Source organism: Sphingobacterium sp. DR205, from assembly GCF_011064245.1.
GTDB lineage: Bacteria > Bacteroidota > Bacteroidia > Sphingobacteriales > Sphingobacteriaceae > Sphingobacterium > Sphingobacterium athyrii.
This window is the reverse complement of record NZ_CP049333.1, coordinates 5,554,212-5,577,667: the sequence shown is the minus strand read 5'-3', so window position 1 is coordinate 5,577,667 and position 23,456 is coordinate 5,554,212. Positions and strand designations below refer to the sequence as shown.

Below are 23,456 nucleotides of genomic sequence, written 5' to 3'. Positions count from 1 at the left end.
AGTACCGTGAGTCAACCTTTTAAAGCCATCAGGCAATTTCAAGATCGTCGGCGAGATCCGCTGCGAACTGGTGGGGTAGTTCTAGATCGAATTCCCAGCAGTGTTGACCGCGGTTACCGGGGGAATGCACAGATCGGTCCTACTAAGGTACAAATCCCCAAGCCGTTCAATGATAAAAAACAGACCAGGTACCAACAGAAAAAGCTCAAAAAGGCTCATCGCAGAAGAGCGGCAATAGAACCTGTGATCGGACATTTAAAAACTGACCATAGATTGGGAAGAAACTTTTATAAAGGGATATTTGGAGACAATATCAATATTATGCTTGCTGCTGCGGGATTTAATTTCAAAAGGATGATGAATAAATGGAAAAAATCCTTTTTTGTGATTCTGCAAAATCTGATTATCCAATTCAATAATTATATAATAAATTGCATAATCAAATCAAATTTGGCTTTTTAAGGCTCGACTAATTAATAGATTTTATAACTTCTCGGTATGACAAAAATGAAAACAGCTTTAAAGGCACTCTAAACACACAAAAAAAAACTTCCTACATTTGTAAAACGGCTTTTTTAAGGTGACCCGCTAAGGCTCGAACTCAGGCTCCACAGATTAAGAGCCTTTGCTCTTAGAATTCAATTTCTTTCCTTGATCCCTAATGTACTTTCAAACCTCCCCACCAACTCCCTAAAATCAACAATAAATTTCGCCTTATCAAACGATAATTCCTTGCGTTTTTTCGTTTTGAAAAAATGCTTGTTGTAATAATGATCCCATACTTTCGTTAATTCTCCAGCTTCCCGAAATTCGAGAAGAACTTCGAATCTTTTATCTTGGCAACCTAGATCACCAACAACATTGAAAAAGTTTACAAAATCAGCGAGTGTAGACACAGAAATTGGTTCTTCTGCAAATCCATCGATAATTTCCCCAGGTGAATAAGTAATCGATTCGATAGGAGGTAAGTCTCCTATACGGGACAACCATGCTGCTAAATTAACAGGTGTATTAAAAGTATTGTTACTATTCTTCAGTAAACCATCTATTGAAGAGGAGAGGAGCACTTTTCCATCATTAGTGGTTAGCAGCTTGTCATTTTCGTCTGTATCTTCATACCAAATGAAAAACTGATCTTCGGAAGAATTTATTGGGACGTATTTTGAAATCCAGATACTATTGTCTTGGCAATGCTCCAAAAACTTTTCGGTTTCAGTCAGGATTTTTTTATATGTTATCCTCATATTGTCAACGCCTTCTTCCAATGCAAATTCAGGGTTAGTGCTTTTATTCGTCAATTTCGCCAGCGCAATTTGTAACTCTAAAGGGGTGAATGCACTTTTATAGTTTTTCTTGATCAGAAGATATATTGTAAGCGCGAATTTGGGTTTATTAAAATAACCGCGTGAGACTAGTATTTTTAGAATCTCTAATAGTTCATGATTAACTTTAGAACGCCCACCTTTTTTAACCTCTATTTTCCAACGGTAATTTTTGGTTGTACCATCTTTATACGTAACAGTAAATTTATAATAATCTAACTCTGTAAAGTTGTCCTTATAATAGTCATGAATTCCATGGATATCGATGGTTTCTTTAGGGGCTAGATTATTCGGTATAATTTTTCGGATACCGGTTGACGCAATTGCGGGTAGAATATCTAGATATTCCGTCTTGATGTGCTCCTTAAAAAATGGGTTGAGAATTTTGGAAAAGTATTTGTTTACCTTCCCCATTAAAAATGAAACTTCCCGTTCAGATATTTTTTTCTTTTTGCAGATCTCATAGAAACGGACAAGAATTTCGAAATCAATTCTTGAGACTTTTTGCCTGCTAAGGTGTTCTGTAGTTGATATAATTTGGTTATCTTCTTTCTCTTCCATTGGTGTGGCCAATTTACTCGATCCAAAAGTAAGAAAAATTTAAATTATGCTATGTAATTTCCATTTTGAAGCTTTAAAACGCTATTCGAAGTCAATTTTTCCAAAACATCACTTACGACTTGGCGTTTTTCAATCATATCCTCTGTCAAATAGAGATACTCAAAAATATCTTTCAATGACTTTTTCTTGTTGAAGTAGCCAATCTCTTTCATTCCTACGATTACTTCTTCAGCGTCTGATGGATTAATTAAACTAAAAACTACCTTGTCAACTAGTGTGCCGTCACTATAGGGGGAATTATCTGGAGGTAGAAGATCATGAACTTCCCAGTTAAGGGCAGAAGCTATTGAAGGGAAATCAATTGGATTAAAAACGGCATCCATGTTCTCATTTTTAACATTGTTGACATAAGTGTCTCTCTTTTCCAAAATTAAAGAAAACTTCGATTGCAATATTCCTAATACGTATAATCGATAGATTACTCTATTAGTGATATACAACGACAAATTACTAATTTTCACCATGCGCGATTATACATTCAAATGGCGTATGGAGTGAAAGAATTTAATCCGATAAAATTTGCATATTTGTAGTTGTAATTGCTTATATTTGTATTGTATATTTATTTTATAGTATTGTATATTAATATTTTGAATAGCTTTTAACGCTGAATCTTGTTACAGAAAACCTAGGAAATTTTCAAAAGCGCAAGATCGGGAGTTAAAGGCCATATCTCTACCTTTGTAGGTACAAAGGAGGGATGGGCTTACTCTTGATTCGCTTTTTGGCTTCCTAGGGCCGTCTGTAGAATTCATAGGTAAGTCCCATCTCTTTTTTTGAGATAGTTCAAAACCAACTAAGATTCATCGCTCAAGCTTTTTTATAAACTTAAAAAAGAGAGTTATGAACATCAATGAACATGGAATTTTTATAGGACCTCCCCCTTAGCTTATCTGGAGTAACAGGTCAAGACGACCACATCCGAAACAGTGTCAGTGTATCCATATCAACTGCTGTGTTAACCAATTTTTAGACGACTATATCGGAAAAATTTTACGAGTTATTTTAACTACCTGATCTTAGGCATTAGCTTAGGAAAAGGGTGAATTATGACCATTTTTAGAACCTTAAAAATGAACAATTTTTATAAGGCTGGGAAAGAACTGCCTATTGCGAAAAGGCATCCCAGTTCAAAACAAACAAGATGGAAGCGATCTATTGCTTTTTTAGATAATACGATGAGCGTTCCAATCATACAGATTACAATTTTAGTAATCTTATATCTTTTAGTTTCTATGTTTAGTTTATCGGCTCAGACGCCCCGCAAGGACAGCGGGGCCGATGGGCTTTCCATTAAGCATCTTAAGATAGGGGATACAATCCCACAGGTCCTTTGGGATCTGAAGCTTGATGTCGTAGGGCATCCCGCTGGAGCAAAACAGATGACGCTCCGTGATTATAAGAATAGTGAATTAATTATTTTGGACTTTTGGGCTACATATTGTACCTCCTGTATAGCCGCATTTCCAAGCTTATCTAAGCTGGGAAAAGATTTTGGAAATGAGCTTAAGATACTTTCTATAAGTCATCAAGATGCTGCTTCAATTCAAAAGTTTATTGATAGGAGTGAATATCTCAAAGAAAATAATCTTGATAAATCCTTCTATTCCGTGGTTAACGATACAATACTGGCCAAATACTTTGGAAGGAGTACGATCCCTTTCAATGTCGTTATCGACAAAAAGGGAAAAGTAAGGGCTCTGACCACCCCTGATGAGCTGACAGCAGACAGACTTGCTATGATGATAGCAGATAATAACGCCAATCCGATTCTGCCGAGAAAAAGCACAATAGATGGCCCTTTATTAAACAGCATAACGGGCGAAGCAAAAGATATTTATTATAGTGCTATACTTCCGTATGATTCTACGCTTCCCGTAACAGTAAAGAAAAAGGTAGATTCTTTACGCCAGATCAAGCATATGGTCTTCCCTAACTGGGGTTTAAAACGTCTTTTTGCTTACTTAATCCACCATCAATCTCCTCGTAAGCAAAATATTGCTTCCATTCCTTCACGACGTATTATCGAAGCTGATCCACAAAGTGAGGAATTTTTGTCGGTTTTTGATACCAATGGGAAATATTCGAGAGTAACTTACGAGTCTGTTTCGCCAATGCTGGCACCAGACTCAACTATTTTTGACAAAATGAAGATCGATTTAAGTCTCCTGTCAGGAATGATAGCTTCCTATCAGAAGAGAGCAATTCCTTGTATTGTCCTAACTGTATCGAATCATAAGCTTCTCCCTATCAATAAATCTGGGTTAACCTACTCACGATTGGTACGAAATGGACTATCGGATGGAGATGGCACTGGTGAGGGGAGATTTAGACAACGTGTCAAATCGAAAGATAAGCGGTCAAAGAGCTTTATGAGCAACTATAGCATGAAGGATATACTATATGCTTTTAACCAATCCTTGGAGGTCAACTTTCCGTTTATGATCGATGAGACCGACTTTCAGGGTAAATTGGATTTGAGGTTACCGGATAAATTGGATGACCTCGGAGAACTACAGGTAGAATTTGCCAATCAGGGACTTAAGTTAAACTTAGAACAACGGGAACTGGATGTGATTGTGTTAACCTCAAACAGTTTCAAGAGCACAAATAAACCATTAAAGCTCACTTCAGATGGATATGTTTATGTAATCGGAAAGGAGATTGCTCAATGAATAGGTTGATGATATTACTATTCGGGTTATTTCTAATAGTAACAAAAGGAAAAGGACAAACAACACAGATCACGCTATTTGATGCGGAAAAAAATACGGTATTAGAAGGTGTATCTATCTTAAACTGTAATGGGAAATATCTAGCAATGACCAATGAAAAGGGACATGCACGTTTGGAAAATGTCGATTTAGCATCTTGTTATATATTTAGACGACTAGGTTATAAAACGGATACAATCAGCAGCGCAATGCTGATGGATAATAATTGGATCATTCAGCTGTATCCAGTCACCAAAGAGTTGGACGAGGTATTGGTCTCTACAGGATATCAAAAGATCCCGAAATATCAGACCACGGGTGCTGTAGATCTGATAGCTCATAAAGATTATCAAAGACAGATTGGTGCCGGTGTACTGGAACGCTTGGATGGCCTAGCTGCAGGCGTAACATTTGACCGAAGGAAGGGGTACATGAAAGATCTCCAGATAAGAGGTTACAGTACCATGACTTCGACAATTGCCAAGCCATTGATCATAGTAGATAACTTTCCTTTCGAAGGAGATATAGAAGCAATAAATCCGAATGATATTGAAAATGTATCCCTATTAAAAGATGCTGCTGCCGCTGCTATATGGGGAGCAAGGGCTGGAAATGGTGTACTGGTCATAACGACCAAAAAGGGGAAAATGGACCGGCCATTGACTGTGCAGTGGAATTCAAACATCGGCATCCTAGAGAAACCGGATCTTTTCTACTCCCCGAGAATCGGCAGTGGTGAATTTATAGACAATGAAATTTTTCTTTTTGAAAAGGGAGTCTTCAATGCAAATCTTTCCAATAATACCAAGCGGCCCATAGTCACTCCAGTCGTGGAACTATTGAACGCGGTGAGGAATGGCAAAGTAAATGAGATTGACGCGATGGCGCAGATAGATCAGTTTCGGTCACGCGATTTAAGGAACGATTATGACCGTTATCTGTATCGGAAAGGTATCAATCAACAGCATTATATAACGATGCAGATGGGTGGGGCTAAATGGAATAATAGACTCGCATTTGGATGGGATAAGGATCTGAATGTACTAAAAGCTAATGATCAGAATAGATTATCTATTCGGGCGAACCAGCAGTGGAAACCATCTCAGCATATTGAATTACAGCTGGGGTTACAATATTCCCAGGCAATAGCTAATATCAATAATCCTGGCGAGCTATCTTCCATATATCCTTATGCGCGCTTGGCTGATGATAATGGGCTGCCCTTACCGGTTGACAATTCCTATCGGTATAGCTACATTGATACTGTTGGTCAAGGATTATTGATGGACTGGCGCTACTATCCCTTGAAGGAAATCCAACAGCGTAATAATAAAACATTGCGTAGAAATATTATCATGGATATCGGGACTAGATACCGTTTTCTGGACGAGCTTTCACTTGACTTGAAATATCAATATGGTAGACAGCAGAAAGATAATAAAAATTATCAATCCGAAGACTTATTTTACACCCGGGATCTAATTAATAGGTTCAGCGTGATCAAAAATGGGACAGTAGCTTATAACTTGCCCAAGGGCGGAATTTTAGATTATCGTAATGACGAAAGCATCAGCCATCAATTCAGGATGCAGATAAATTTTAACCATTCTTGGTCAGACAAACATGAAATACAGTCATTGCTTGGTGCAGAGTGGCGTAAGATTGATAACAATTCACATCTAGGTAGATCATATGGGTATAACGATGAACTCAAATTGTCCAGTCAGGTAGATTACGTTACACTCTTTCCTAATTTCGGCAATCTTTTCTCCAATATGTCGGTTCCTTTTTTGGATCAGTACACTTCCTCTGCGGATAGAATGGTTTCATTTTTCTTCAATGGAGGATATAGTTACAAAAAGCGATATACACTTTCTGCTTCGGCAAGACGTGATGCGTCAAATCTGTTTGGTGTCAATACCAATAACCGTTGGAAACCTTTATGGTCGATAGGTGGGAAATGGATCGTCAATCAAGAAAGTTTCTTCCATGTGCCGTGGATGAATCAACTGGTCTTGCGTACATCGTATGGTCATAGTGGAAATGTAAACAATGCTGTACCTGCCGTAGTTACGATTGATTATAATTCATTTTTGAGTGCACTGGGGAGATTACCTTATGCCAATCTGAGAAATGCGCCCAATCCTGATTTACGTTGGGAAGATGTCGCACAATGGAATATTGGTTTAGATGCAGTTTTTCTGAAAAATAGGATTTCGTTGACAATAGATTACTATAACAAGAAATCAACCGATTTAATTGCAAATGAAGATGCAGATAGAACAACAGGATTCTCGTCCTTTACACGAAATAGCGGAACCTTAGCAACAAAAGGAGTAGACTTCTCACTACGGGCGCTGCTCATAGATAGGAATTGGAAATGGAATGCTGACCTATTGGGAAGTTTCAATAGCAATCGTATGTTAATACTCAACCGGACGAGAACTTCATTGACCGCTGGTGAGTTTTTTGTGCCGCCAGCTATTGACTATCCAATGAATTCCATGTTCTCATACCGCTTTGCGGGATTAAATCCCAATACTGGGGCGCCACAGGGGTTTCTTGATGGGGAACTAAGTGAAAACTATACGAATTTGATCAGTACCACCAAAGTGAAATTAGAGGATCTGATCTACCATGGTAGTGTTGTACCTCGATACTATACTAATTTTAGAAATTCATGGAGCTATAAGGGCGTGGAAATGCTAATAAATATGAGCGGTAAATTTGGCTATGTATACCGTCGAAATACAATACTGTATGCACAGATGTTGTCTACTGGCTTAGCTGCGGCTCATGCTGACTATGAAAAGCGATGGCAGAATCCGGGGGACGAGCTTCATACCAATATTCCTTCATTACAATATCCGGCACTGGCATCGAGGGACAATTTTTATAGGTTGTCGGATGCGACAATCGAACCGGCGGATCACATCAGAATTCAGGACATCAGTTTGGCTTACTCATCAGCCGTAAAGTCTAAATACATCAAGGCTATGCGTATCCAACTTTTTGTCAATAACCTGAATTGGATAGTTTGGAAAAAGAGTAAAAATGAACTCGATCCACTATTTGCTGATAATACTCCGATTGCTCGTTCATATACACTAGGATGTAATTTTCAATTTTAAATCAAATACCATGAATAGAATAATGATATTATTGACCTTTGTTGGCGTGTTAGGGTTGTCTTCATGCAGCGGTTTTCTGGATATAAAACCAGATAGTTCACTGGCACTGGTCAAAACAGTCGATGACTATTTGGCTATAGTTCAAAATGAAACCCGGATGAATGCCAACTATCCATTTTCATACGATTATGCAAGTGATTTTTTCTATCTCTCCGAACAGGATATTGATGCGTTGGATGAGACTGGAAGATATGCATACTTATGGATTGGAGAACCCTGCCATGCAAACAACTGGAACCAAAATTATGCGCGGATTTATGATACGAATGTCGTGCTGCAAGGAGTAGATCATGCGGATTTGGGCAATCGAAGTGAATCGGATCGCAGGATGGCTAAGGGCATAGCAGCATTTTCAAAGGGTTTTACCCTAATGCAGCTTGCCGCTTTGTATGCGCCACCCTATGAACGGGGGAATAATTTGGGGAAATTGGGCATTCCTATTCGTCCCTCGGCTAATATTGAAGAAAAATCTGTCCGTCCTTCGCTCGAAGACTGCTATCAGGAGATTGAGCGTTTGTTGATAACGGCTGGTAATCTGTTGCCAGATCATACGAAAGCCAGGACAATACCGGGGAGGGAAGCCGCATGGGCTGCATTGGCTCGTTTTTATTTAGTAACTCAAAATTATGACAAAGCATTCGTATACGCAGACTCATGTTTACTATTCAACGGCGAGCTGATTGATTATAATCTGCTCGATCCATTGGCTTCGAGTACTCAATTTCCGGTTTTAAATAAAGAAGTAATATTTCATGCAGCAAAAGGCGATTTTTCGGGTATGTCTTCCACTTCGCGGTCAATGGTCGATAGTGTATTGTATCAAAAATATGCTATGGATGATCTCAGAAGAAGTTTATTTTACAGAAAAAATGTTGATGGCAGAAAAGGGTTTTATGGGAGTTATGATGGCAATGTAGCTTCTGCAGTATTCAGTGGAATAGCTCGGGATGAGATTTATTTGATTGGAGCTGAGTGCGCTGCTCGTTTGGGCAAGTTGGATATCGCATTAAATTGGATAAATGAGCTCCTCAAAAAACGAATTGTTAGGGAAAGCTTTACCGTTTATAATTCCAGTGATCCGGATATTGTGCTTCGGTTTGTGCTGGAAGAGCGGGAAAAAGAATTGGCTTTTCGTGCCGGTATTCGATGGATGGATCTTAGAAGGCTTAATCTTGATGACCGGTTCAAGAAAAAAATCACTAGACTATATAAGGGAAAGGTCTATACATTAGAACCTAATGATATAAGATATACATTTAAAATCCCCGATGAAATCGTTTCGATAGGGAAGCTGGAGCAGAATCAATAGAAAAGGGGGCATTGTGTAGTGCCCCCTTAATGTTAATTTTGCAAAAATACATCCGACTCAGATGTGTCTTTGTTCTGTATGCGTTGCATAAGATCACTATCCTCTTCAATTACAGGATGATCCGTTCCATCATTTGGGGCCACAATACCACAAATGTTTTGTGTACCCGGACAAAGTGTAGAAAGATCACCAGTGTAAGGTGAATAGTTAGCGGGATTTGTCGGATCAGCATTGGGATCGTTAAGCGTCCATGCTGGATCTGCTTTTACTTCAATGTCTGCTTTTTTACTTTCTTCCGCCTTGACGTGTCCTACATATAGGCCAAATCCTAAAACTGCTCCCAAGATTGGGACAAATAATTTTACTTTTTTCATGTTGATATTATTTAATGTATTATTAATGCAGGTCTCTAGTTTCTAGCTCTTCAATATCTTGTCCCGGTGACTTGCCTTTTCTTAAGGTTATTATATATCTGGATTGTCGCAATCCCGGGAGAAGAGCTTGGTTAGCTATTGACTAATGTCCTATCGGTTGAACTCCCGTCGGAGTTCGCTATGCATAGTTTTTTAATTCCTTTTTAATTTATGTTCCATCAATAATGCTGGAACGCCAAGTAAAGTAATGCCCAGATTGAAAAAGAAATGCTGTTTCCAGCTCATTTTTTCAAATACTTTGCCGCAGGCACAGGGGACATAACCATAGATTTCGATGAAAGCCAGGTACGCATAGATTGTATATGCGGTCATCAGTAGAATGGCAAGTCCCAATCCCCAGAATCTTAATTTTGGAATACAGAGCAGTGTTACTGTTCCCAGTTCCAGCATTGGTAATAAATAGCTTAAAATTGCTGTCGACCAGTCCGGAAGCGGCTGCTTATTCAGCTGGCTTACAAAAGCCGAATGATTAAACACCTTACCTAACCCCGTCACGAAAAGCAACACAATCAACATCACCACAGCAGATAGGACGTAGATCTCCATGAAGATTTCCCACTTTTTTCTTTTAGTTTTCATCACAACCCTATCAGATTCTAAAGTGTCATCATTTTGTATATATTTTCCGCCTTGTTCCATCGTCTTTTGTTTTAATCGCTTACTAAGTATTATACAATGCTAAATTACTGCAATACCGGGCCGAACGTTAGGCAAGAACAGATATAGGGGTAGGCAGAAAATTAGTCTAAGATGAGTTAGATGGATCTATCGGATCATTTACAGCACCAGAATCGTTGTTGTAAATTGATTGTTGTTGCTGTTTAAAAGTTAATGCAGTAAGGCCCATCTGATTTTTGACGAACTTATTAAGCTCATTGATACTGCTAAATCCGCATTCCTCGGCAGTGGTAGCCAATTTTTCGTTACCTATGATAATAGAAGCTACGAGATCCAGAAGCAACTGGTTGCGGTAGTCGTGAAATTTACAGCCATAGTGTTTTTTATGCTCGGCATTGATATGATCCCTGCTCACTAAAAGTACTTTGGCAATGTCCGATAATCTGGTTTTGGCCCCCTGATGAAGAATCGTAATCTGTAATAAATTGCGCGCCTGATCGATCAGTTTTTCCTGATTATCGCCCAGTAATTTAAACCGGCTGAGCTGGATCAGAAAAATGAGATGTTTGAGCAACATATGCTCGTTGTCCAGGATATTGGGATTGATCTTGCTAAAAAGTTGTTGTAGTTGCCGTCTGGTCACCTCACCCACACGGAAAGTAACGCTTTTGTCGGCCTTGGATGACTGCTCTTTCCTGGCTGTAACTAAATGTTGCAAAAAATTAAAATGCCGGCTGGCGGGTGGCCTGAATAGTCCGGCATCCAGTATAAAGCCAACAAGGATATGATGGCCTTTGGGTACAGTAATCCCATATTCGCTTTTTGCTATATAGATGTACGCGCCCCACCCTTCGAAAAAGTCCATCACAAAATCATGGGTATGATGGCGCTGTCGAATCGGCGAGTCGCTTTGTAGACAATAGGTAAGGTGTAGGTCGCCCAGTGTCGTATATACGGGGATAGTTTCTTCTCGTTCCATCCAGAACTCATAATAGTAGAGATAGCCATAGCGCCCATCAAAAGTCTGTTCGCTAATGCAATTGTGAAGGGATATCCAATGCTGCTCCCGGGCATTACGGATGGGGTGGCCCAGCTCATATTTTGGCCGCCCGATGAGCTGATATTCCTGAGGTAAGGTAAAGTCATAACTTCTTTCCATAATATGTTTTTTTTAACATGGGTTTTCTTTAACTAATTGATTCACTGCTGGTCATGGCCTGTGATTAAATTCTACGAAAAAATGAAGGATGTGACCAAAAAAAACTGTGGATAGGTCTGGAGAGCAGGTAAACCGGTTTGGAGATACGGTGAAATTTAGCGGTTAGCTAAATTTATCGTTTACAGGTCTGTATGCCCTAAGCACCGAAAAATGGCTCTAAAGTCTTGTTTTTCTGCCAAATTAGCCACCGTGATCACCACGCTTTCCCGGCCCGAAAGCAAAGTGACCAGACAAGGCAAGTTTGGTGCTAAGTACGGATAAAAAAGATGGAAAAGAAATGGAACAGCTTTTTATGAAAATGCAGCTTTTGGCTGATCAGGCGCTCTACACGTATTCCGGTTCGGAAACAGTAAAGTTAATGATCGAGTCGGCAGAGGAAAAATGTAGTTTATACTATCTATAATCGCTTTGCAAGAGATAGATGGGTGATCCGGACACCCTTTTTTTGACAACCAATTTATTTGAACAACCATGAATACAATACCTCAAAATCTGGGGAATACCCCAGATTTAACAATCGATAAATTATGCCTTGCTTCCGACCGCTGGTACCGAAGCCTCAAAAGTATTGCGCTCTTATACCGCTGGGGAATGATCCATGGCTATGATGAGCTGATCGGATTACTGCACATACACCAGAGCTGGATGGCCCGGCAGTATTATCGTAGAGATGACAATTTATTGAATCAGTTGATCGGCTCCTGGCCCGTGCTGGATCGGCAACCCCGCATCTGGGCTTGCCTGCATATTGGTCCTTATGGAATGATAGCAAGAGCATTAATGACGCTGGGGCGAAAGCTGGCCATACTGCTCCGTGCAGATGTCTTTGAAGAACAGGGCCAGATTTATCGGCAGCAATATAAACTGTCCTTTGGCCGTGAAGCGACCGAAACCGAACTGATTTTTATTAAAGCTGACCGTGGCAACCCTTTATTAAAGCTCAGGGAAGCGCTTCGCAAAAATTATGATGTTGTCGTTTATATTGACGGGCAGCTTAGTATTGATGAGCAGGGCAGGGGCTGGGCCACAGTAAAACTGCATGGGACCGATCTATCACTGCGTGAAGGTATCGTCACTTTGAGCCATTGGGCGGATACGCCCATTATTGCGCTTCTTTTGACTGAAATCGGTGCGCAGATCAGGCTGCGAGCTTCCGACGATCTTTACGTGCAGTGTAAAGCGGACTATCCGCGTATCATGCAACATGTCTTTGATCCTGTGCATCTATTGAAGGCCGAAGAGTTACTTCAATGGGAATGTCTACCAACAATTTTTGATAAAAGCCCCATAGATCTGCCTGAAAATAAACCTGATCAGGTCATCTGGTTGCCATTTCTTGTAGCAGATAAAGGGATGCTCTTTGATGTGACTACTTGTCGTTCGGTTGGGATCGGACCAAAGGAGTTTGAATTAGCCCGTCAGAAATTTCGGGAAATAGGGATCGTGACTTAATGTCCCTTTTTTGTGACGTGTTTGTTAAAATCTCTTTAAATCTATAAATTGTCTTTTTAAACAATTTTAAACCTGTTTAAATTAAGATCTGTGTTACTTTATAGCCTAAACCGATATGATCAAGGACAGTATTCTGAAACCGTTGCCTTACCGTATTCATATGATTTGTTGGACGATCTACTTTGCCTGGGTCACCGCTGTCAATGTCTATAAATTTGGCTGGGGGCACCTGCCTGTAATGTTTTTCGTAGGGCTTATCATGTTGACAGTTAGTTACGCAAACAGGGCCTGGTTACGCCGTATGCTTTTTAGAAAATTTTCGTTACAGCATCTGTTTCCCTTGCTTGTCTATTTACTGCTGACGATGTTAGTTGTTTTCCTCGTGCTTTATCAGTTTCCAACGGTATTGAGCAAAAGGGTGCTGAAGAATCCCGGACTCTTTAAGGCCGTCGACTTTGGTATTGGCGTCCTGACGTTCTATATATCCTTTGCACTCAAAGGGTTGATGATCTTAGCGATTGAGATAGGCTATAACCTGACAATAGGCCTGTTCCGGCATTTGGGCTTGATTCGGGAGCAGTCGGTGGCAAGCATCAAGACACAGTTCTTTCGTAACTGGACAGTTCATTTTATGGGCAATCTGACGCAGAGCTTCGCCCGCAGGGCAAGAGAAAAGCGTGTAGCTTTGACCCGGATTGATCTATTTTTAAGTTTACAGGCCTATGCTATGCGGAAACTGCAATTTGCTAACTGTATGCTGGGTACTATGGAGGATGAAATCAAGTACCTGCGCATGATGATGCGCTTGTATGATGAGACGCATATCTTATTAAAGACGGATGTTGATGACTTTAATAGACCCATAATCCCAATGACATTATTGAGCCTATACAAAAATATGGTAAAGCACGCCGACCTGGAGGATACGGAGCAACCGGCAATCCTACAGGTGTGTGTAGATGAACAGAAGATCATGATCAAAAGTATCAACCGGATAGCCCAGCGGTCGGCCTGGATCTTTGAGGCTGGCGGAACGGGATTAGAGCAATTGACAAAATTGCTACGCATGGAATACGGCGATGCATTTTCACTGATTAAAAAAAAGAAGGGCGGCATATTTTACCTGGATTTGGAAATAAATTTTAAACATGAAAACAATAGAAAAAATAATGAAGCAAGAAAAACGGCGAAAGAAAATCCGGGCCGCCATTGTGGATGATGATCCGGATATCGTCGATGATCTAAAAACATATGTGGATCTCAGCACAGGGGTCGAATGTGTGTACGCGACGACCAACCCCAAAGAAGCATTGGTCGCATTGCGTAGTCTGAAACTTGACGTACTGTTTTTGGATATTGAAATGCCCATCGTCAGTGGACTGGATATCTTGGGGCAGCTGGCTGGCCTAAAGCGTATTAATCCGGGTATTGCCGGGCTACAGGTTGTTGTGTGCAGTACGAATAGGGAGGTGGGGGATAAAATGTTCCATTATGAAGTAACGGACTATTTTCTAAAACCTTTTGAAGGGGACCGTTTCTACAAGGCGATGGACAAGGTGATAGCCAAACTCCAAAAATATGGACTGAATGATCTTGATGATGGGAATAAATGCTTTTTCTATGGCGCACGGGGCCAGGAGAAACGTCGGTTAAATTACGATGAGATTATTTACATCGAGGCGAAAGATGATCAGACCTGGATCTGGACCGATGAGAAAGTATATATTGAGGTTAATGTGACTTTTGGCGATATGATCCTGTGGTTGCCCAAGGCCAATTTTGCACAGGTGCACCGTAGTTTTGCGGTCTCGCTCAATCATATTACAGCCATTACGGCCGCATATGTAATCTTGTCAGGCATAGAAATAAAAAGGGGCGAAAAAGGAAAGTATAAATATTTTGACCAGTGGATCGAGCAAAATACAATTACGGGCAGGCTCAACAGACATGGAATTGTCCGCGATACAGCGGAGAAATGGGAAAATAAACAAACTGAAAAATAGTTAATGGATTAAAACCAACTTATGAGGATTATTTTGAACAAAACCAGAAATAGCGTCCACAAGGGGAATGATGGCGCTATTTTATTTGCACTGCATATACTCTATAAGCGGCTGCATAACATAAAGCACAATACGATAGATGCTGACGATACAGAAGCTATCTGGTGGGATGCTGCCCGTGTGCAGGACTATGTGGGTGTCAGTGAACGCACACTGTACCGTTATCAGCATAAAGGAATGCTTGGTACGGTACGAAAGGAAAATGGGAAACGTCTTTTCCTCGCTGCTGCAGTTGAGCGTTTTAAGCGTGCTTACTGGAATCTGTAAGCTAACGGTAAAATAGCAGTCATAGTTTAGGGTCTTTCGTTTTCGGAAGACCTTTTTTTCTGAAAATATTTGTCTCTATTGATTAGAAAGTACCTTCGGTTTGCTTTCATAGCCGTTGGTGCTAGCGAAACCACGAACATTTTATTTTTCTTCGGGTCAATTTCTGACCAATACCGGCCTATCTTATGCTTTTCTTTTGCCGCTGCTTGGGGCAAGCTTTGGCTTTGTTCGGGTGGGTCTTTACCGCTGTTCGGGCTGCACCCGAAGCAGCCCAATGCAACAGTAGCCTATCGCTAATGGAAGGGCAGGAGTTGGGTGTTTGTTGGTCAGGTGAATTCCTATAGGATTGTCTTTTTTTACGGCATCCTGCCAGATCCCTGCCTGTCTCCCGAAGGATTCCTGCCAGTATGCTGTCAGACTTGTTTTGAGTATATGTTTTTGATTTTTAAGTTTTTACGTTTGTGGTGTCAGGCTTAAATACCGGTATGTCTTAGCTGCTGACGTTAGTTTAATTTTTAAAAAATAGAAAAAATGGGAACAATTGTAAATGGAATAAATGGACGTGTGAGCGGTAAAACCGGCTCCGTGATAGGGTCCAGCTGGAAGAGTATCAATTACCTCAAAGGGCTGTACAAAAAGAGCAATAAACCTGCTACGGAAGAGCAGTTGATCATTCAGGCAAGATTCAAGCTGGTCATGCGCTTTCTGCTGCCCATCACCTCATATCTTCGGGTTGGATTTGGTCAGAAAAAGGCTGATCGGCAGACACCGCTCAATGCAGCCTTTCAGTTTAATCTGCCGCTGGTCATCCAGGGTGCTTACCCCAGTTTCACGCTGGACTACAGTAAAATCCGTATCGCGGATGGTGCTTTTTATCTGGGGCCACCACAGGCTCCGGTGTATGCCAACGAGGAGCTGACTGTAAGCTGGGATATGGTCAATAATGATATCTACAAGAGTGCGGACGACGACGGTGTCTACATCATCTGTTATCATCCGGAGCAGGATGAATTTTTGGCTCCGGCTTCCGTACCTATGCGAAGTGCGGGGACGGTCACCTTCGGCGTGCCAGCCCACTTGCTCGGAGGCGAGGTGCATATGTGGATGTTTATGGCGGATCGCAAGAAAAAACGTGTATCCAAAAGCAGTTACCTGGGCTTGATCGAGCTCAGCTAGTTTTAATATTGGAATGCCGTCCATTCTGGACGGTATTCCATTCTTATCAAGATAAATCATGAAGAAAATTCGAAAAAATAAGAAAACCCCCGCGCAGCTGGCGCAACAAAAACGATTTGCGCTTGCAGTCAGTTTTTTGTCACCGTTGAAAGATATCATCGACGAAGGGTTCAAATTTGTGGCCAAGCGCAAGAAGCGTTTTATATATCCATTTAACTTGGCGATGTCACAGGTTTTAAAGGTTGCAATCTCGGACCTTTCCGGAGTGCCCAGTCTGGATCCTGAAAAAGCATGGCTGAGTGATGGTAATCTTCCCAGTGTTATAGTGGGTGATGTCACTCAGGAAAATCGTAGGCTAACCGTACAATATTTCGGTGAGGCCACTTTTGGCTGTTGGGACGATCGGGTGAGGCTAATAGCCTACCAGGCTGAGGAAGGAGTAGCACTGGGAAGTCAGGTACCCACATTGCGCCGGGATAATGCAGTTACAATAGAAATCCCCGAAAATTTACTCGGAAAGGATATACTTCTTTACCTGCTCTGTCACGAACGGGATGGCTTGCGCTACGCACGCAGTCAATATTTGGGAACCTATCACATTAATTAATTTTTATCAGAAGGAAATGAAAACATTACAAAAACAAATGGTCTATGATATCGAGGATATCTATTGGCCCCTAACTAATAAGCAGCTGCTCGGAATTGTGCTGGTCTGCCTATGTGTATTTTTTATTTTAGCAGGTCTCGTGCTGCAAGCAATAGATCCTACAGCTGGCGTATTGGATATAGGTATGCTGTCCGTACTGCTATTCTGTATTTTGGCGGGATTGCTCGCGGTCTACTGCTGCTACTGGCTGCAGGAAATCCTCTGGCAGCCTTTTAAGTTCTTCCGTCAGGACCTTAGTTATCACTTTAATCAATTGACATCATGGCAACAATGCATTATTTATTTCTCGGTGTTTTTTCTGTCGCTGTTCTCCTTCTTGGCAGTTTTGGCCATCGTCCTGTAGTGGAACATAATGCACCCTCAAGTCCATATGAGCAGGTAGCTGTGCATTATGGGGCAAGTGAACTTGGTTCATCTGTGAACTTTCGGGAACGAATCGTGGACATTGCCCGACACGAGATGGCTGTCAAAGAAGCAACCGGCAATAACGATGGCCCACGAGTCGAAGAGTACCTTGCCTATACTGGCCTCGGTAAAGGCCACGCCTGGTGTGCGGCTTTTGTGTCCTGGAGTTACGGCAAGGCTGGCCTTCCGGCTCCACGCAATGCCTGGAGCCCCGCACTTTTTCCCCTGGTCCGTCGCTATACAAAAGAGCAGATACTGGGCGGCGTTGTCCGCCAGGCAGATCTATTTGCAATCTATAATCAAAAGCTTGGACGCATTGACCATGTCGGCATCGTTCAGAAAATGGAGGGGAACTGGATCCTAACGGTAGAAGGTAATGTCAATAACGGTGTATTGTCAAAGCGACGGTCACTGGCTACGATCTATGCATTTTCAAATTGGCTAGATTGAAAGAGGGGAAGTTATGTGTAGGATAACGAATTGCCGATTGATCTATGCCATAGGCTTGATGTGCCTAAGCTCCTGCAAGCTTTATCAGCAAAAAAATGGGGCTGAGTTGCAGTCTTCGCGTAGTGAATGGCGGTGGAATGAGTTTGCTCAACGATGGTATACGCTGCAACGGGATAGCCTTTCTCGATCATGGTATTTCTCCTCGGACAGCGGCTTCCGTTTTCATCCGGATAGTGGTTTGACAGCTGAGGCAGGGGAATTGTGGATACAGGAGTCAAAGACTAGGGCAAACACACAACATCAGAAAGTGATCGCTGCTACCAAGGTTTCGGCTCAAAATAGACATAGTATAAAGCAAACGAAAAACAGTTCTCTAAATGCTAATTATTGGTGGTTTGTATTATTACTTTTGATCCCTGTCGTTTTGCTGTGGAATAAAATAAGGAAGCTATATAGCTAGAGCCAGCGAATATAGTTGATTTTGTAAGGTCAGATCTAGATGGATCTGGCTTTTTTTGTTGAATATAGGGCATTTTGATAAATCTGCATATACCTCCCAGTAAGGACCGCAGCGTCAGCAATGTGTTCGGAACAGTAAGAACTGCGTAGACAAAATTCACTTCAATTGGACAAAGCTTATATCGCTAAGCTTAATAAAAGATTATAGTTTACGAAAGATAAAGAGCCATTCCCAAAAAGGAATGGCTCAAAATATTTATAACCTTTATGAAGAAATTGGATAAGCTACATAGGCAGTTCCGCCTTATTTCGATGCATATCCTTCATTTTGTTGAATCAGAGGATTTCCCGAAATTTCGGCATTTGGAATCGGAAGTGAAAAATGATAGTCGTCAGCCGGTAATGTCATTGATGCAGGTTTGGGGGCGTCAGAAGCCAAGCGTTGGACGGGGAGACTTCTTCTTTTCAAATCCCAAAAGCGATGTCCTTCGAATGCAAGTTCCTTAAATCTTTCATCCATGATAGCTTTAATCAAAGCATCTTTAGAGGGAAAAACTTGGTTCGTATAAGCATTAATTCGAGCATCTCTCAATACATTTAAATCAGTCTCTCCACTATTCGCACCTGTAAATTTACCTTGTTCCGCTCTTGCCTCTGCCCTGATTAAATACATCTCCGCAGTCCTGAAAATTTTGATATCATTAACATTTTCATTTCCTGTACCGTAACCGGAACCGCGATATTTGTTGACGATTTTCGAAGGTTTTCCTGTTACCGCTGCCAAAATTGGCTCATCGATGAGATACTCTTTAAACCGGATATCATTATTTTGATCAAACATATTCCATAATTTATCCGATGGAATCCAAGATATACTTGCGGGTGCTACTAAATTTCCAGCTGAATTTTTGCCAAACACACCTCTATAAATTCCGCCGACTCTTCCAGCTGATACTGTTCGAGCAAGTTTGAACGCAATTTCATTCTTGCTTTCATCTGTCCATATTTTTGGGAAATCGGTCTTTGAGGCTAGGGGTAAAGCATTGATATATTCTGTCGCAGACTTCTCCGCTTCCCCCCAATTGCGCATATACAAAGCGACTCGTGCATTTAAACCAACGGCCGACAACATATTTGCTCTATACACATCATTTAAATTTTGCGCTAACAATGGTTTGGCTTCAGCGATGTCCTTTAGCAGGTTTTCGAAATACGGCTTCATCAAATCTCTGGGACGAGCCTCTAACGAAGACTCTGTCATATACATCATTCCCAAACCGGCTGGATCGTAATTTTTACAGTAGTAACGAAACAACTCAAAATGAGCAAACGCCCTAAGAAAAAGTGCTTCACCTTTAACTTTTTCTCTTAGAGCTTCATCAGAAGCTACTTCTGTCACCGCTGTGGGCAATGCTGCTAGCACTCTATTAACACGGTCAATTACGCGATAAAAATTATCAATTGCCATATAGGAATCACGAATGCCAACGTCATCTGCAGAAAATTGCCATTCATGTGTGGTTTGAGCAGCATAAAAATCGCCGGGTTTAAGTTCGTCCGAAAATACGCCCGCTGCTTGAATAGTCATCTCGGCGGCTCCGTTGCCAACAATATCCGATTGACTTCCCAAGGCGGCATAAGCCCCCATTAATAAAGATTCATTATTCTTGACTGTGCGCAAAGCAAGGTCTCCACCCAAAAAGTCGGTTTCTTTAATATCCAATAGATTATTACAAGAGGTAGTTGCTGAAACAATAAATCCAGCAAGAAATATATTTAAAAATAGTCGTTTCATAAATTAGAATTTAAAATCAACACCAAAAACAAACATTCTAGGATTCGGATACTCATTAGCACTGATATTGTTGTTATCTTCAGGATCCTGACCTTTCCAAGGACTCCAAATCGCTAGATTATATGCTGTGAAATACACACTTCCGCCTTTTAGAACAGATTTACCCGCTACGTTAAATCCCGGTAAATCGTAAGCTACGTTTAACTCTCTAAACCGTAGAAATTTAGCATTTTGCAAATCTGCGTTTGTAAATCCCCTAGAGTATGCCGGCGAAGGGAAGAATTTCTCATCACCAGGTTTTAACCACTGATTATCAATCAACTCACGAGTTTGCCTAACACTCGCAGTATAGCCTAAACTTCCATCTGTAATCCAATTTCGGGCATTATCACTCCGCACAACGTCAAACTGGTAGGAAAACAAAGTGGATACAGAAAATCTTTTGTATCTCGCATCGATGTTAAATCCACCAACATGTTTTGGAAGATATGTGCCGAAAGTCGCAAAACGGCCTGCTTGAGACTGACTATATACCTTCGTAACACCATCTTGAGCATAATAAGTAGGACGGCCTGTTTCTGGATCTGCACCTAGGTAATGATAGGTGTAATGCGATCCATAAGGTAGTCCTTTACGAATAATAAAAGTACCAGATTCGTATTCTGAAACAGATCCTAAATCCTCAATTTTATTTATATTAATTGCATGTTGCCATCCTAACGTAAGTTTATAGTCAGGAGTTTTTACTACATCACCACTTAAAGCCACTTCCAGACCTTTATTAGACATCTTACCAGCATTAATTGCCATACTGTTAAATCCTGTGGTATTTGACAAAGGTTGGTTTACGAATAAATCATTTGTTGTCTCTTTATAAAAGTCCATTGACAAATTGATACGGCTATTTAAAAGGGAGAGATCAAAACCTAAATTAGCTTTGGAAATATTTTCGATTTTTAAATTAGGATTACCTGGCGTGGTAGGATACAAACCAGATAACGGAGATCCAACATAACTTGTTGTACCAAAACCCGGAAGTTGAGCTGATAAATAATTTGGTACATCAAAGCCATAAACATCGTATGTATTAACGAGAATACTTCCTATGTTCGGTGTAACGCCATAGGATCCACGAAGTCTCAAATTATTGATGATTGAGTGATCTTTGAGAAATGCTTCGTTATGAGCATTCCAAACCGCACTAGCCGACCAGGTTGTAATCTCTTTATTTTTATCATTCAAAATGCGAGATGTTCCGTCACGACGGATATTTGCATTGAACACATATCTGTCAACATAGCCATAACTTGCATTAGCGAAAAACGAACGGATACCATATCCTGACTTAGCGCTACGTGCATTTTGTGGCATTGTAGCTGCTCCATTTGTCGGCAGTGGGTTGGCGCCTTGCCCTGTCCAAGGCAAAGATTTATTCAAATTATATAACAAAAATCCGCTGCCTTTATTATAGGTACGTAAACCTTCAAAATAACCCGCTACGCTGACATTATGCTTCTCATTAAATGTCTTATTGTAAGATAGGCTGGTCGTGTTGATGATTTGAGCATTAATGAGCGTAGCTTCACGAACGAAGCCACTCAAATGTGTTTGAACACTGCCACGATAAGAATCGGGATTTATATAATACTCATATAAATTATTGTCTGCATCAATACCAAGTACATTGCGTAAGGTTAAGTCATCTGTGATTTTTAGGGAAAGATTTAATCCCGTATTAATTTTCCATTTGTTTTCATTCCATCTGGAATTTTCTTGTGTCTCGATGACATTCGCCAGACTTTTTGGGTTTAGATTTGTACTGCCTGCACCAAAATTCAACGTTCCGTCAGCCAGATAAGGATTATCATAAGGTTTCCCGCGGTAAATCATCTGAAATGGATTTAAGGGACTATTTCCCCAGGAATCACCAATCGCTTTTCTAGATGTTGAATAGGTCATATTAGAATTCCATTGTGCATTAAAGCGCCCTTTGGTATAGTCTAAATTAAAGCGACCGGAATAACGTTTAAAATTAGAGGTTTTGTCAATACCATCTTGGCTATAGTAACCTACAGAACTAAAGTATCTGACATTGTCTGACCCACCTCTTAAATTAAGTTCATAATTCTGGCTTAAGCCATTTCTGAAAAATAAGTCTCCAATATCGGTATTGATATTACGTGTACTATCTAATTTGCGAGCATATTCTGCTTTTTGAGCAGCAGATAAGTTTGCATTAGCTGGGTTTAAAGGGCTATAATACCAGCCTGGAACATTAGAAAAACCAGCATTGCTTGTCTGGGTGATTACCCCCGAACGTTCCTCAAAAGCTAGCAATTCCGCTGTATTCATCAGGTTTAGACGTTTGAAATCAGGGGGTCTAGTCACACCCATTTGTGTACGTAATGTAATTTCAGAAGATCCTTTTTTACCCTGTTTGGTAGTAATTACGATAACTCCCGTTCCACCACGAGCACCATAAAGCGCTGCAGCACTAGCATCTTTCAAAACGGTTACGCTTTCAAAATCATTGGCGTTTAAATTAGCTATGCTGTTATCCGACACTGGAATCCCATCCACAACATATAGCGGTTGCGTCCCTGATCCCTGTATCGATTTAATACCACGAATAATCACATTAGCACGCGCTCCAGGCTGCCCAGATCCTGAATTAGCTAAAAGTCCGGGTACGCGTCCTTGTAAATTTTGAGTGACATTGGCAACTGGTCTGTTTTCAATTTCTTTATTTGCTATTTGAGCAACAGAGCCTGCAAAATCAGATTTTTTAACACTTCCGTATCCAGTTACGATAACTTCTTCCAAGGAGGTTTTATCACTGGTCAATTGAACATCTATCGTAGTCCGATTACCAATAGTAACGGATAGTCGTTGATATCCCACATAAGAGAATACGAGAGTTGCCCCACTTGCTGCATTAATGGAATAATTTCCCGAACCATCTGTCTGTGTTGCTAAAGAAGAGCCCTGAACAAACACCGATGCCCCTTGTATCGCCGTGCCGTCTGAGGCGGAGGTGACTTTTCCTCTTACTTGGCGATTCTGTGCATAAACCACCCCAATCAAGAGTGTATACACAAGAAAAATTTTGAGTAATTTTTGTTTCATATGTTTTTGTTTATATTAATTTGTTTTCCAGAAGAAACTTTAAGTAAGCAATTGAATTGTTTTTGAGAAAATCTAAAGTTAATTTTGGGGTAGCTAGCTAGTACATTTTTTGTTAAAAAATGTTAAAAACAAAATTAACGGATAATTTGATATTCGCAAACGATTGCG

Annotated in this window: 21 protein-coding genes; 14 read left to right on the top strand and 7 right to left on the bottom strand. The window is 40.7% G+C overall.

The features are described 5' to 3' along the window. Window positions 1-6 precede the first annotated feature (6 nt). Window positions 7-462: a transposase gene (locus G6053_RS30985; protein ID WP_277603187.1), complete on the top strand. Its 456-nt coding sequence runs from the start codon at window positions 7-9 to the stop codon at window positions 460-462. Window positions 463-638: 176 nt separating this feature from the next. Here the strand turns inward: G6053_RS30985 and G6053_RS23880 are convergent, their stop codons facing one another. Both G6053_RS23880 and G6053_RS23875 read right to left on the bottom strand, forming a co-directional pair. Continuing rightward, window positions 639-1,883, bottom strand: coding sequence for a hypothetical protein (locus G6053_RS23880; RefSeq protein ID WP_165308799.1), 1,245 nt, complete (start codon window positions 1,881-1,883; stop codon window positions 639-641). Between the two features lie 44 nt (window positions 1,884-1,927). Beyond that, window positions 1,928-2,311: a hypothetical protein gene (locus tag G6053_RS23875; protein ID WP_165308798.1), complete on the bottom strand. Its 384-nt coding sequence runs from the start codon at window positions 2,309-2,311 to the stop codon at window positions 1,928-1,930. A 705-nt stretch (window positions 2,312-3,016) separates the two neighbouring features. Between G6053_RS23875 and G6053_RS23870 the strand changes: the two genes are divergently transcribed. Genes G6053_RS23870 through G6053_RS23860 form a run of 3 tightly spaced genes read left to right on the top strand, consistent with a single transcriptional unit; the run spans window position 3,017 to window position 9,157 of the window. Then, a complete protein-coding gene (locus tag G6053_RS23870; protein ID WP_165308797.1) occupies window positions 3,017-4,618 on the top strand; it encodes a TlpA disulfide reductase family protein in 1,602 nt (533 codons plus the stop codon). A gap of 8 nt (window positions 4,619-4,626) precedes the next feature. Next, window positions 4,627-7,788, top strand: coding sequence for a SusC/RagA family TonB-linked outer membrane protein (locus G6053_RS23865; protein WP_165308796.1), 3,162 nt, complete (start codon window positions 4,627-4,629; stop codon window positions 7,786-7,788). A 10-nt stretch (window positions 7,789-7,798) separates the two neighbouring features. Next, window positions 7,799-9,157: a RagB/SusD family nutrient uptake outer membrane protein gene (locus tag G6053_RS23860; RefSeq protein ID WP_165308795.1), complete on the top strand. Its 1,359-nt coding sequence runs from the start codon at window positions 7,799-7,801 to the stop codon at window positions 9,155-9,157. Between the two features lie 32 nt (window positions 9,158-9,189). Here the strand turns inward: G6053_RS23860 and G6053_RS23855 are convergent, their stop codons facing one another. From G6053_RS23855 to G6053_RS23845, 3 genes are all read right to left on the bottom strand, one after another. Further along, the gene (locus G6053_RS23855; RefSeq protein WP_165308794.1) at window positions 9,190-9,531 is read right to left on the bottom strand and encodes a hypothetical protein; all 342 of its coding nucleotides are present in this window, start codon (window positions 9,529-9,531) and stop codon (window positions 9,190-9,192) included. Between the two features lie 192 nt (window positions 9,532-9,723). After that, window positions 9,724-10,170 (bottom strand): MauE/DoxX family redox-associated membrane protein, encoded by a 447-nt coding sequence (locus tag G6053_RS23850; RefSeq protein WP_165308793.1) that lies wholly within the window; start codon window positions 10,168-10,170, stop codon window positions 9,724-9,726. Between the two features lie 166 nt (window positions 10,171-10,336). Next, window positions 10,337-11,368, bottom strand: a complete 1,032-nt coding sequence (locus tag G6053_RS23845) for a helix-turn-helix domain-containing protein (RefSeq protein WP_165308792.1) — start codon at window positions 11,366-11,368, stop codon at window positions 10,337-10,339. Window positions 11,369-11,705: 337 nt separating this feature from the next. On the opposite strand from G6053_RS23845, the gene G6053_RS30980 reads away from it, so the two are divergent. The 10 genes from G6053_RS30980 to G6053_RS23800 all read left to right on the top strand — a co-directional run bounded on the left by G6053_RS30980 (window position 11,706) and on the right by G6053_RS23800 (window position 18,368). Beyond that, window positions 11,706-11,831, top strand: a complete 126-nt coding sequence (locus G6053_RS30980; RefSeq protein ID WP_277603186.1) for a hypothetical protein — start codon at window positions 11,706-11,708, stop codon at window positions 11,829-11,831. 68 nt (window positions 11,832-11,899) lie between these two features. After that, on the top strand, window positions 11,900-12,880 hold the full coding sequence (locus G6053_RS23840) for a hypothetical protein (protein WP_165308791.1): 981 nt from the start codon (window positions 11,900-11,902) through the stop codon (window positions 12,878-12,880). Window positions 12,881-12,995: 115 nt separating this feature from the next. Continuing rightward, window positions 12,996-14,099, top strand: a complete 1,104-nt coding sequence (locus tag G6053_RS23835) for a hypothetical protein (protein WP_165308790.1) — start codon at window positions 12,996-12,998, stop codon at window positions 14,097-14,099. Then, window positions 14,029-14,883 (top strand): LytTR family DNA-binding domain-containing protein, encoded by an 855-nt coding sequence (locus G6053_RS23830; protein ID WP_165308789.1) that lies wholly within the window; start codon window positions 14,029-14,031, stop codon window positions 14,881-14,883. Before G6053_RS23835 ends, G6053_RS23830 begins: the two co-directional genes overlap by 71 nt. Before the next feature lie 21 nt (window positions 14,884-14,904). Next, window positions 14,905-15,210: a hypothetical protein gene (locus G6053_RS23825; protein WP_165308788.1), complete on the top strand. Its 306-nt coding sequence runs from the start codon at window positions 14,905-14,907 to the stop codon at window positions 15,208-15,210. Between the two features lie 531 nt (window positions 15,211-15,741). Then, a complete protein-coding gene (locus tag G6053_RS23820) occupies window positions 15,742-16,386 on the top strand; it encodes a DUF6266 family protein (protein WP_165308787.1) in 645 nt (214 codons plus the stop codon). Between the two features lie 58 nt (window positions 16,387-16,444). Continuing rightward, window positions 16,445-16,993 (top strand): DUF6266 family protein, encoded by a 549-nt coding sequence (locus tag G6053_RS23815; RefSeq protein WP_165308786.1) that lies wholly within the window; start codon window positions 16,445-16,447, stop codon window positions 16,991-16,993. 16 nt (window positions 16,994-17,009) lie between these two features. Next, window positions 17,010-17,396: a hypothetical protein gene (locus tag G6053_RS23810; RefSeq protein ID WP_165308785.1), complete on the top strand. Its 387-nt coding sequence runs from the start codon at window positions 17,010-17,012 to the stop codon at window positions 17,394-17,396. Further along, a complete protein-coding gene (locus G6053_RS23805; protein WP_241254823.1) occupies window positions 17,315-17,908 on the top strand; it encodes a CHAP domain-containing protein in 594 nt (197 codons plus the stop codon). The genes G6053_RS23810 and G6053_RS23805 overlap by 82 nt, the downstream gene beginning before the upstream one ends. A gap of 13 nt (window positions 17,909-17,921) precedes the next feature. Next, window positions 17,922-18,368 carry a hypothetical protein gene (locus G6053_RS23800; RefSeq protein WP_165308784.1) on the top strand — a complete coding sequence of 149 codons (447 nt, stop codon included), beginning with the start codon at window positions 17,922-17,924 and terminating at the stop codon, window positions 18,366-18,368. Window positions 18,369-18,671: 303 nt separating this feature from the next. Here G6053_RS23800 and G6053_RS23795 read toward each other — a convergent pair whose 3' ends face one another. Beyond that, window positions 18,672-20,090 (bottom strand): RagB/SusD family nutrient uptake outer membrane protein, encoded by a 1,419-nt coding sequence (locus tag G6053_RS23795; RefSeq protein WP_165308783.1) that lies wholly within the window; start codon window positions 20,088-20,090, stop codon window positions 18,672-18,674. A gap of 75 nt (window positions 20,091-20,165) precedes the next feature. Beyond that, entirely contained in the window at window positions 20,166-23,288 is a 3,123-nt protein-coding gene (locus G6053_RS23790) for a SusC/RagA family TonB-linked outer membrane protein (RefSeq protein WP_165308782.1), read from the bottom strand. Between the last annotated feature and the right edge of the window lie 168 nt (window positions 23,289-23,456).

What these genes read in the sequence shown, in the direction of transcription:
- G6053_RS23880 (WP_165308799.1), bottom strand. Translation starts at nt 1,883, where the DNA reads ATGGAAGAGAAAGAAGATAACCAAATTATATCAACTACAGAACACCTT.
- G6053_RS23870 (WP_165308797.1), top strand. Translation starts at nt 3,017, where the DNA reads ATGAACAATTTTTATAAGGCTGGGAAAGAACTGCCTATTGCGAAAAGG.
- G6053_RS23865 (WP_165308796.1), top strand. Translation starts at nt 4,627, where the DNA reads ATGATATTACTATTCGGGTTATTTCTAATAGTAACAAAAGGAAAAGGA.
- G6053_RS23860 (WP_165308795.1), top strand. Translation starts at nt 7,799, where the DNA reads ATGAATAGAATAATGATATTATTGACCTTTGTTGGCGTGTTAGGGTTG.
- G6053_RS23855 (WP_165308794.1), bottom strand. Translation starts at nt 9,531, where the DNA reads ATGAAAAAAGTAAAATTATTTGTCCCAATCTTGGGAGCAGTTTTAGGA.
- G6053_RS23850 (WP_165308793.1), bottom strand. Translation starts at nt 10,170, where the DNA reads ATGAAAACTAAAAGAAAAAAGTGGGAAATCTTCATGGAGATCTACGTC.
- G6053_RS23845 (WP_165308792.1), bottom strand. Translation starts at nt 11,368, where the DNA reads ATGGAAAGAAGTTATGACTTTACCTTACCTCAGGAATATCAGCTCATC.
- G6053_RS30980 (WP_277603186.1), top strand. Translation starts at nt 11,706, where the DNA reads ATGGAACAGCTTTTTATGAAAATGCAGCTTTTGGCTGATCAGGCGCTC.
- G6053_RS23840 (WP_165308791.1), top strand. Translation starts at nt 11,900, where the DNA reads ATGAATACAATACCTCAAAATCTGGGGAATACCCCAGATTTAACAATC.
- G6053_RS23835 (WP_165308790.1), top strand. Translation starts at nt 12,996, where the DNA reads ATGATCAAGGACAGTATTCTGAAACCGTTGCCTTACCGTATTCATATG.
- G6053_RS23830 (WP_165308789.1), top strand. Translation starts at nt 14,029, where the DNA reads ATGAAAACAATAGAAAAAATAATGAAGCAAGAAAAACGGCGAAAGAAA.
- G6053_RS23825 (WP_165308788.1), top strand. Translation starts at nt 14,905, where the DNA reads ATGAGGATTATTTTGAACAAAACCAGAAATAGCGTCCACAAGGGGAAT.
- G6053_RS23820 (WP_165308787.1), top strand. Translation starts at nt 15,742, where the DNA reads ATGGGAACAATTGTAAATGGAATAAATGGACGTGTGAGCGGTAAAACC.
- G6053_RS23815 (WP_165308786.1), top strand. Translation starts at nt 16,445, where the DNA reads ATGAAGAAAATTCGAAAAAATAAGAAAACCCCCGCGCAGCTGGCGCAA.
- G6053_RS23810 (WP_165308785.1), top strand. Translation starts at nt 17,010, where the DNA reads ATGAAAACATTACAAAAACAAATGGTCTATGATATCGAGGATATCTAT.
- G6053_RS23805 (WP_241254823.1), top strand. Translation starts at nt 17,315, where the DNA reads ATGGCAACAATGCATTATTTATTTCTCGGTGTTTTTTCTGTCGCTGTT.
- G6053_RS23800 (WP_165308784.1), top strand. Translation starts at nt 17,922, where the DNA reads ATGTGTAGGATAACGAATTGCCGATTGATCTATGCCATAGGCTTGATG.
- G6053_RS23790 (WP_165308782.1), bottom strand. Translation starts at nt 23,288, where the DNA reads ATGAAACAAAAATTACTCAAAATTTTTCTTGTGTATACACTCTTGATT.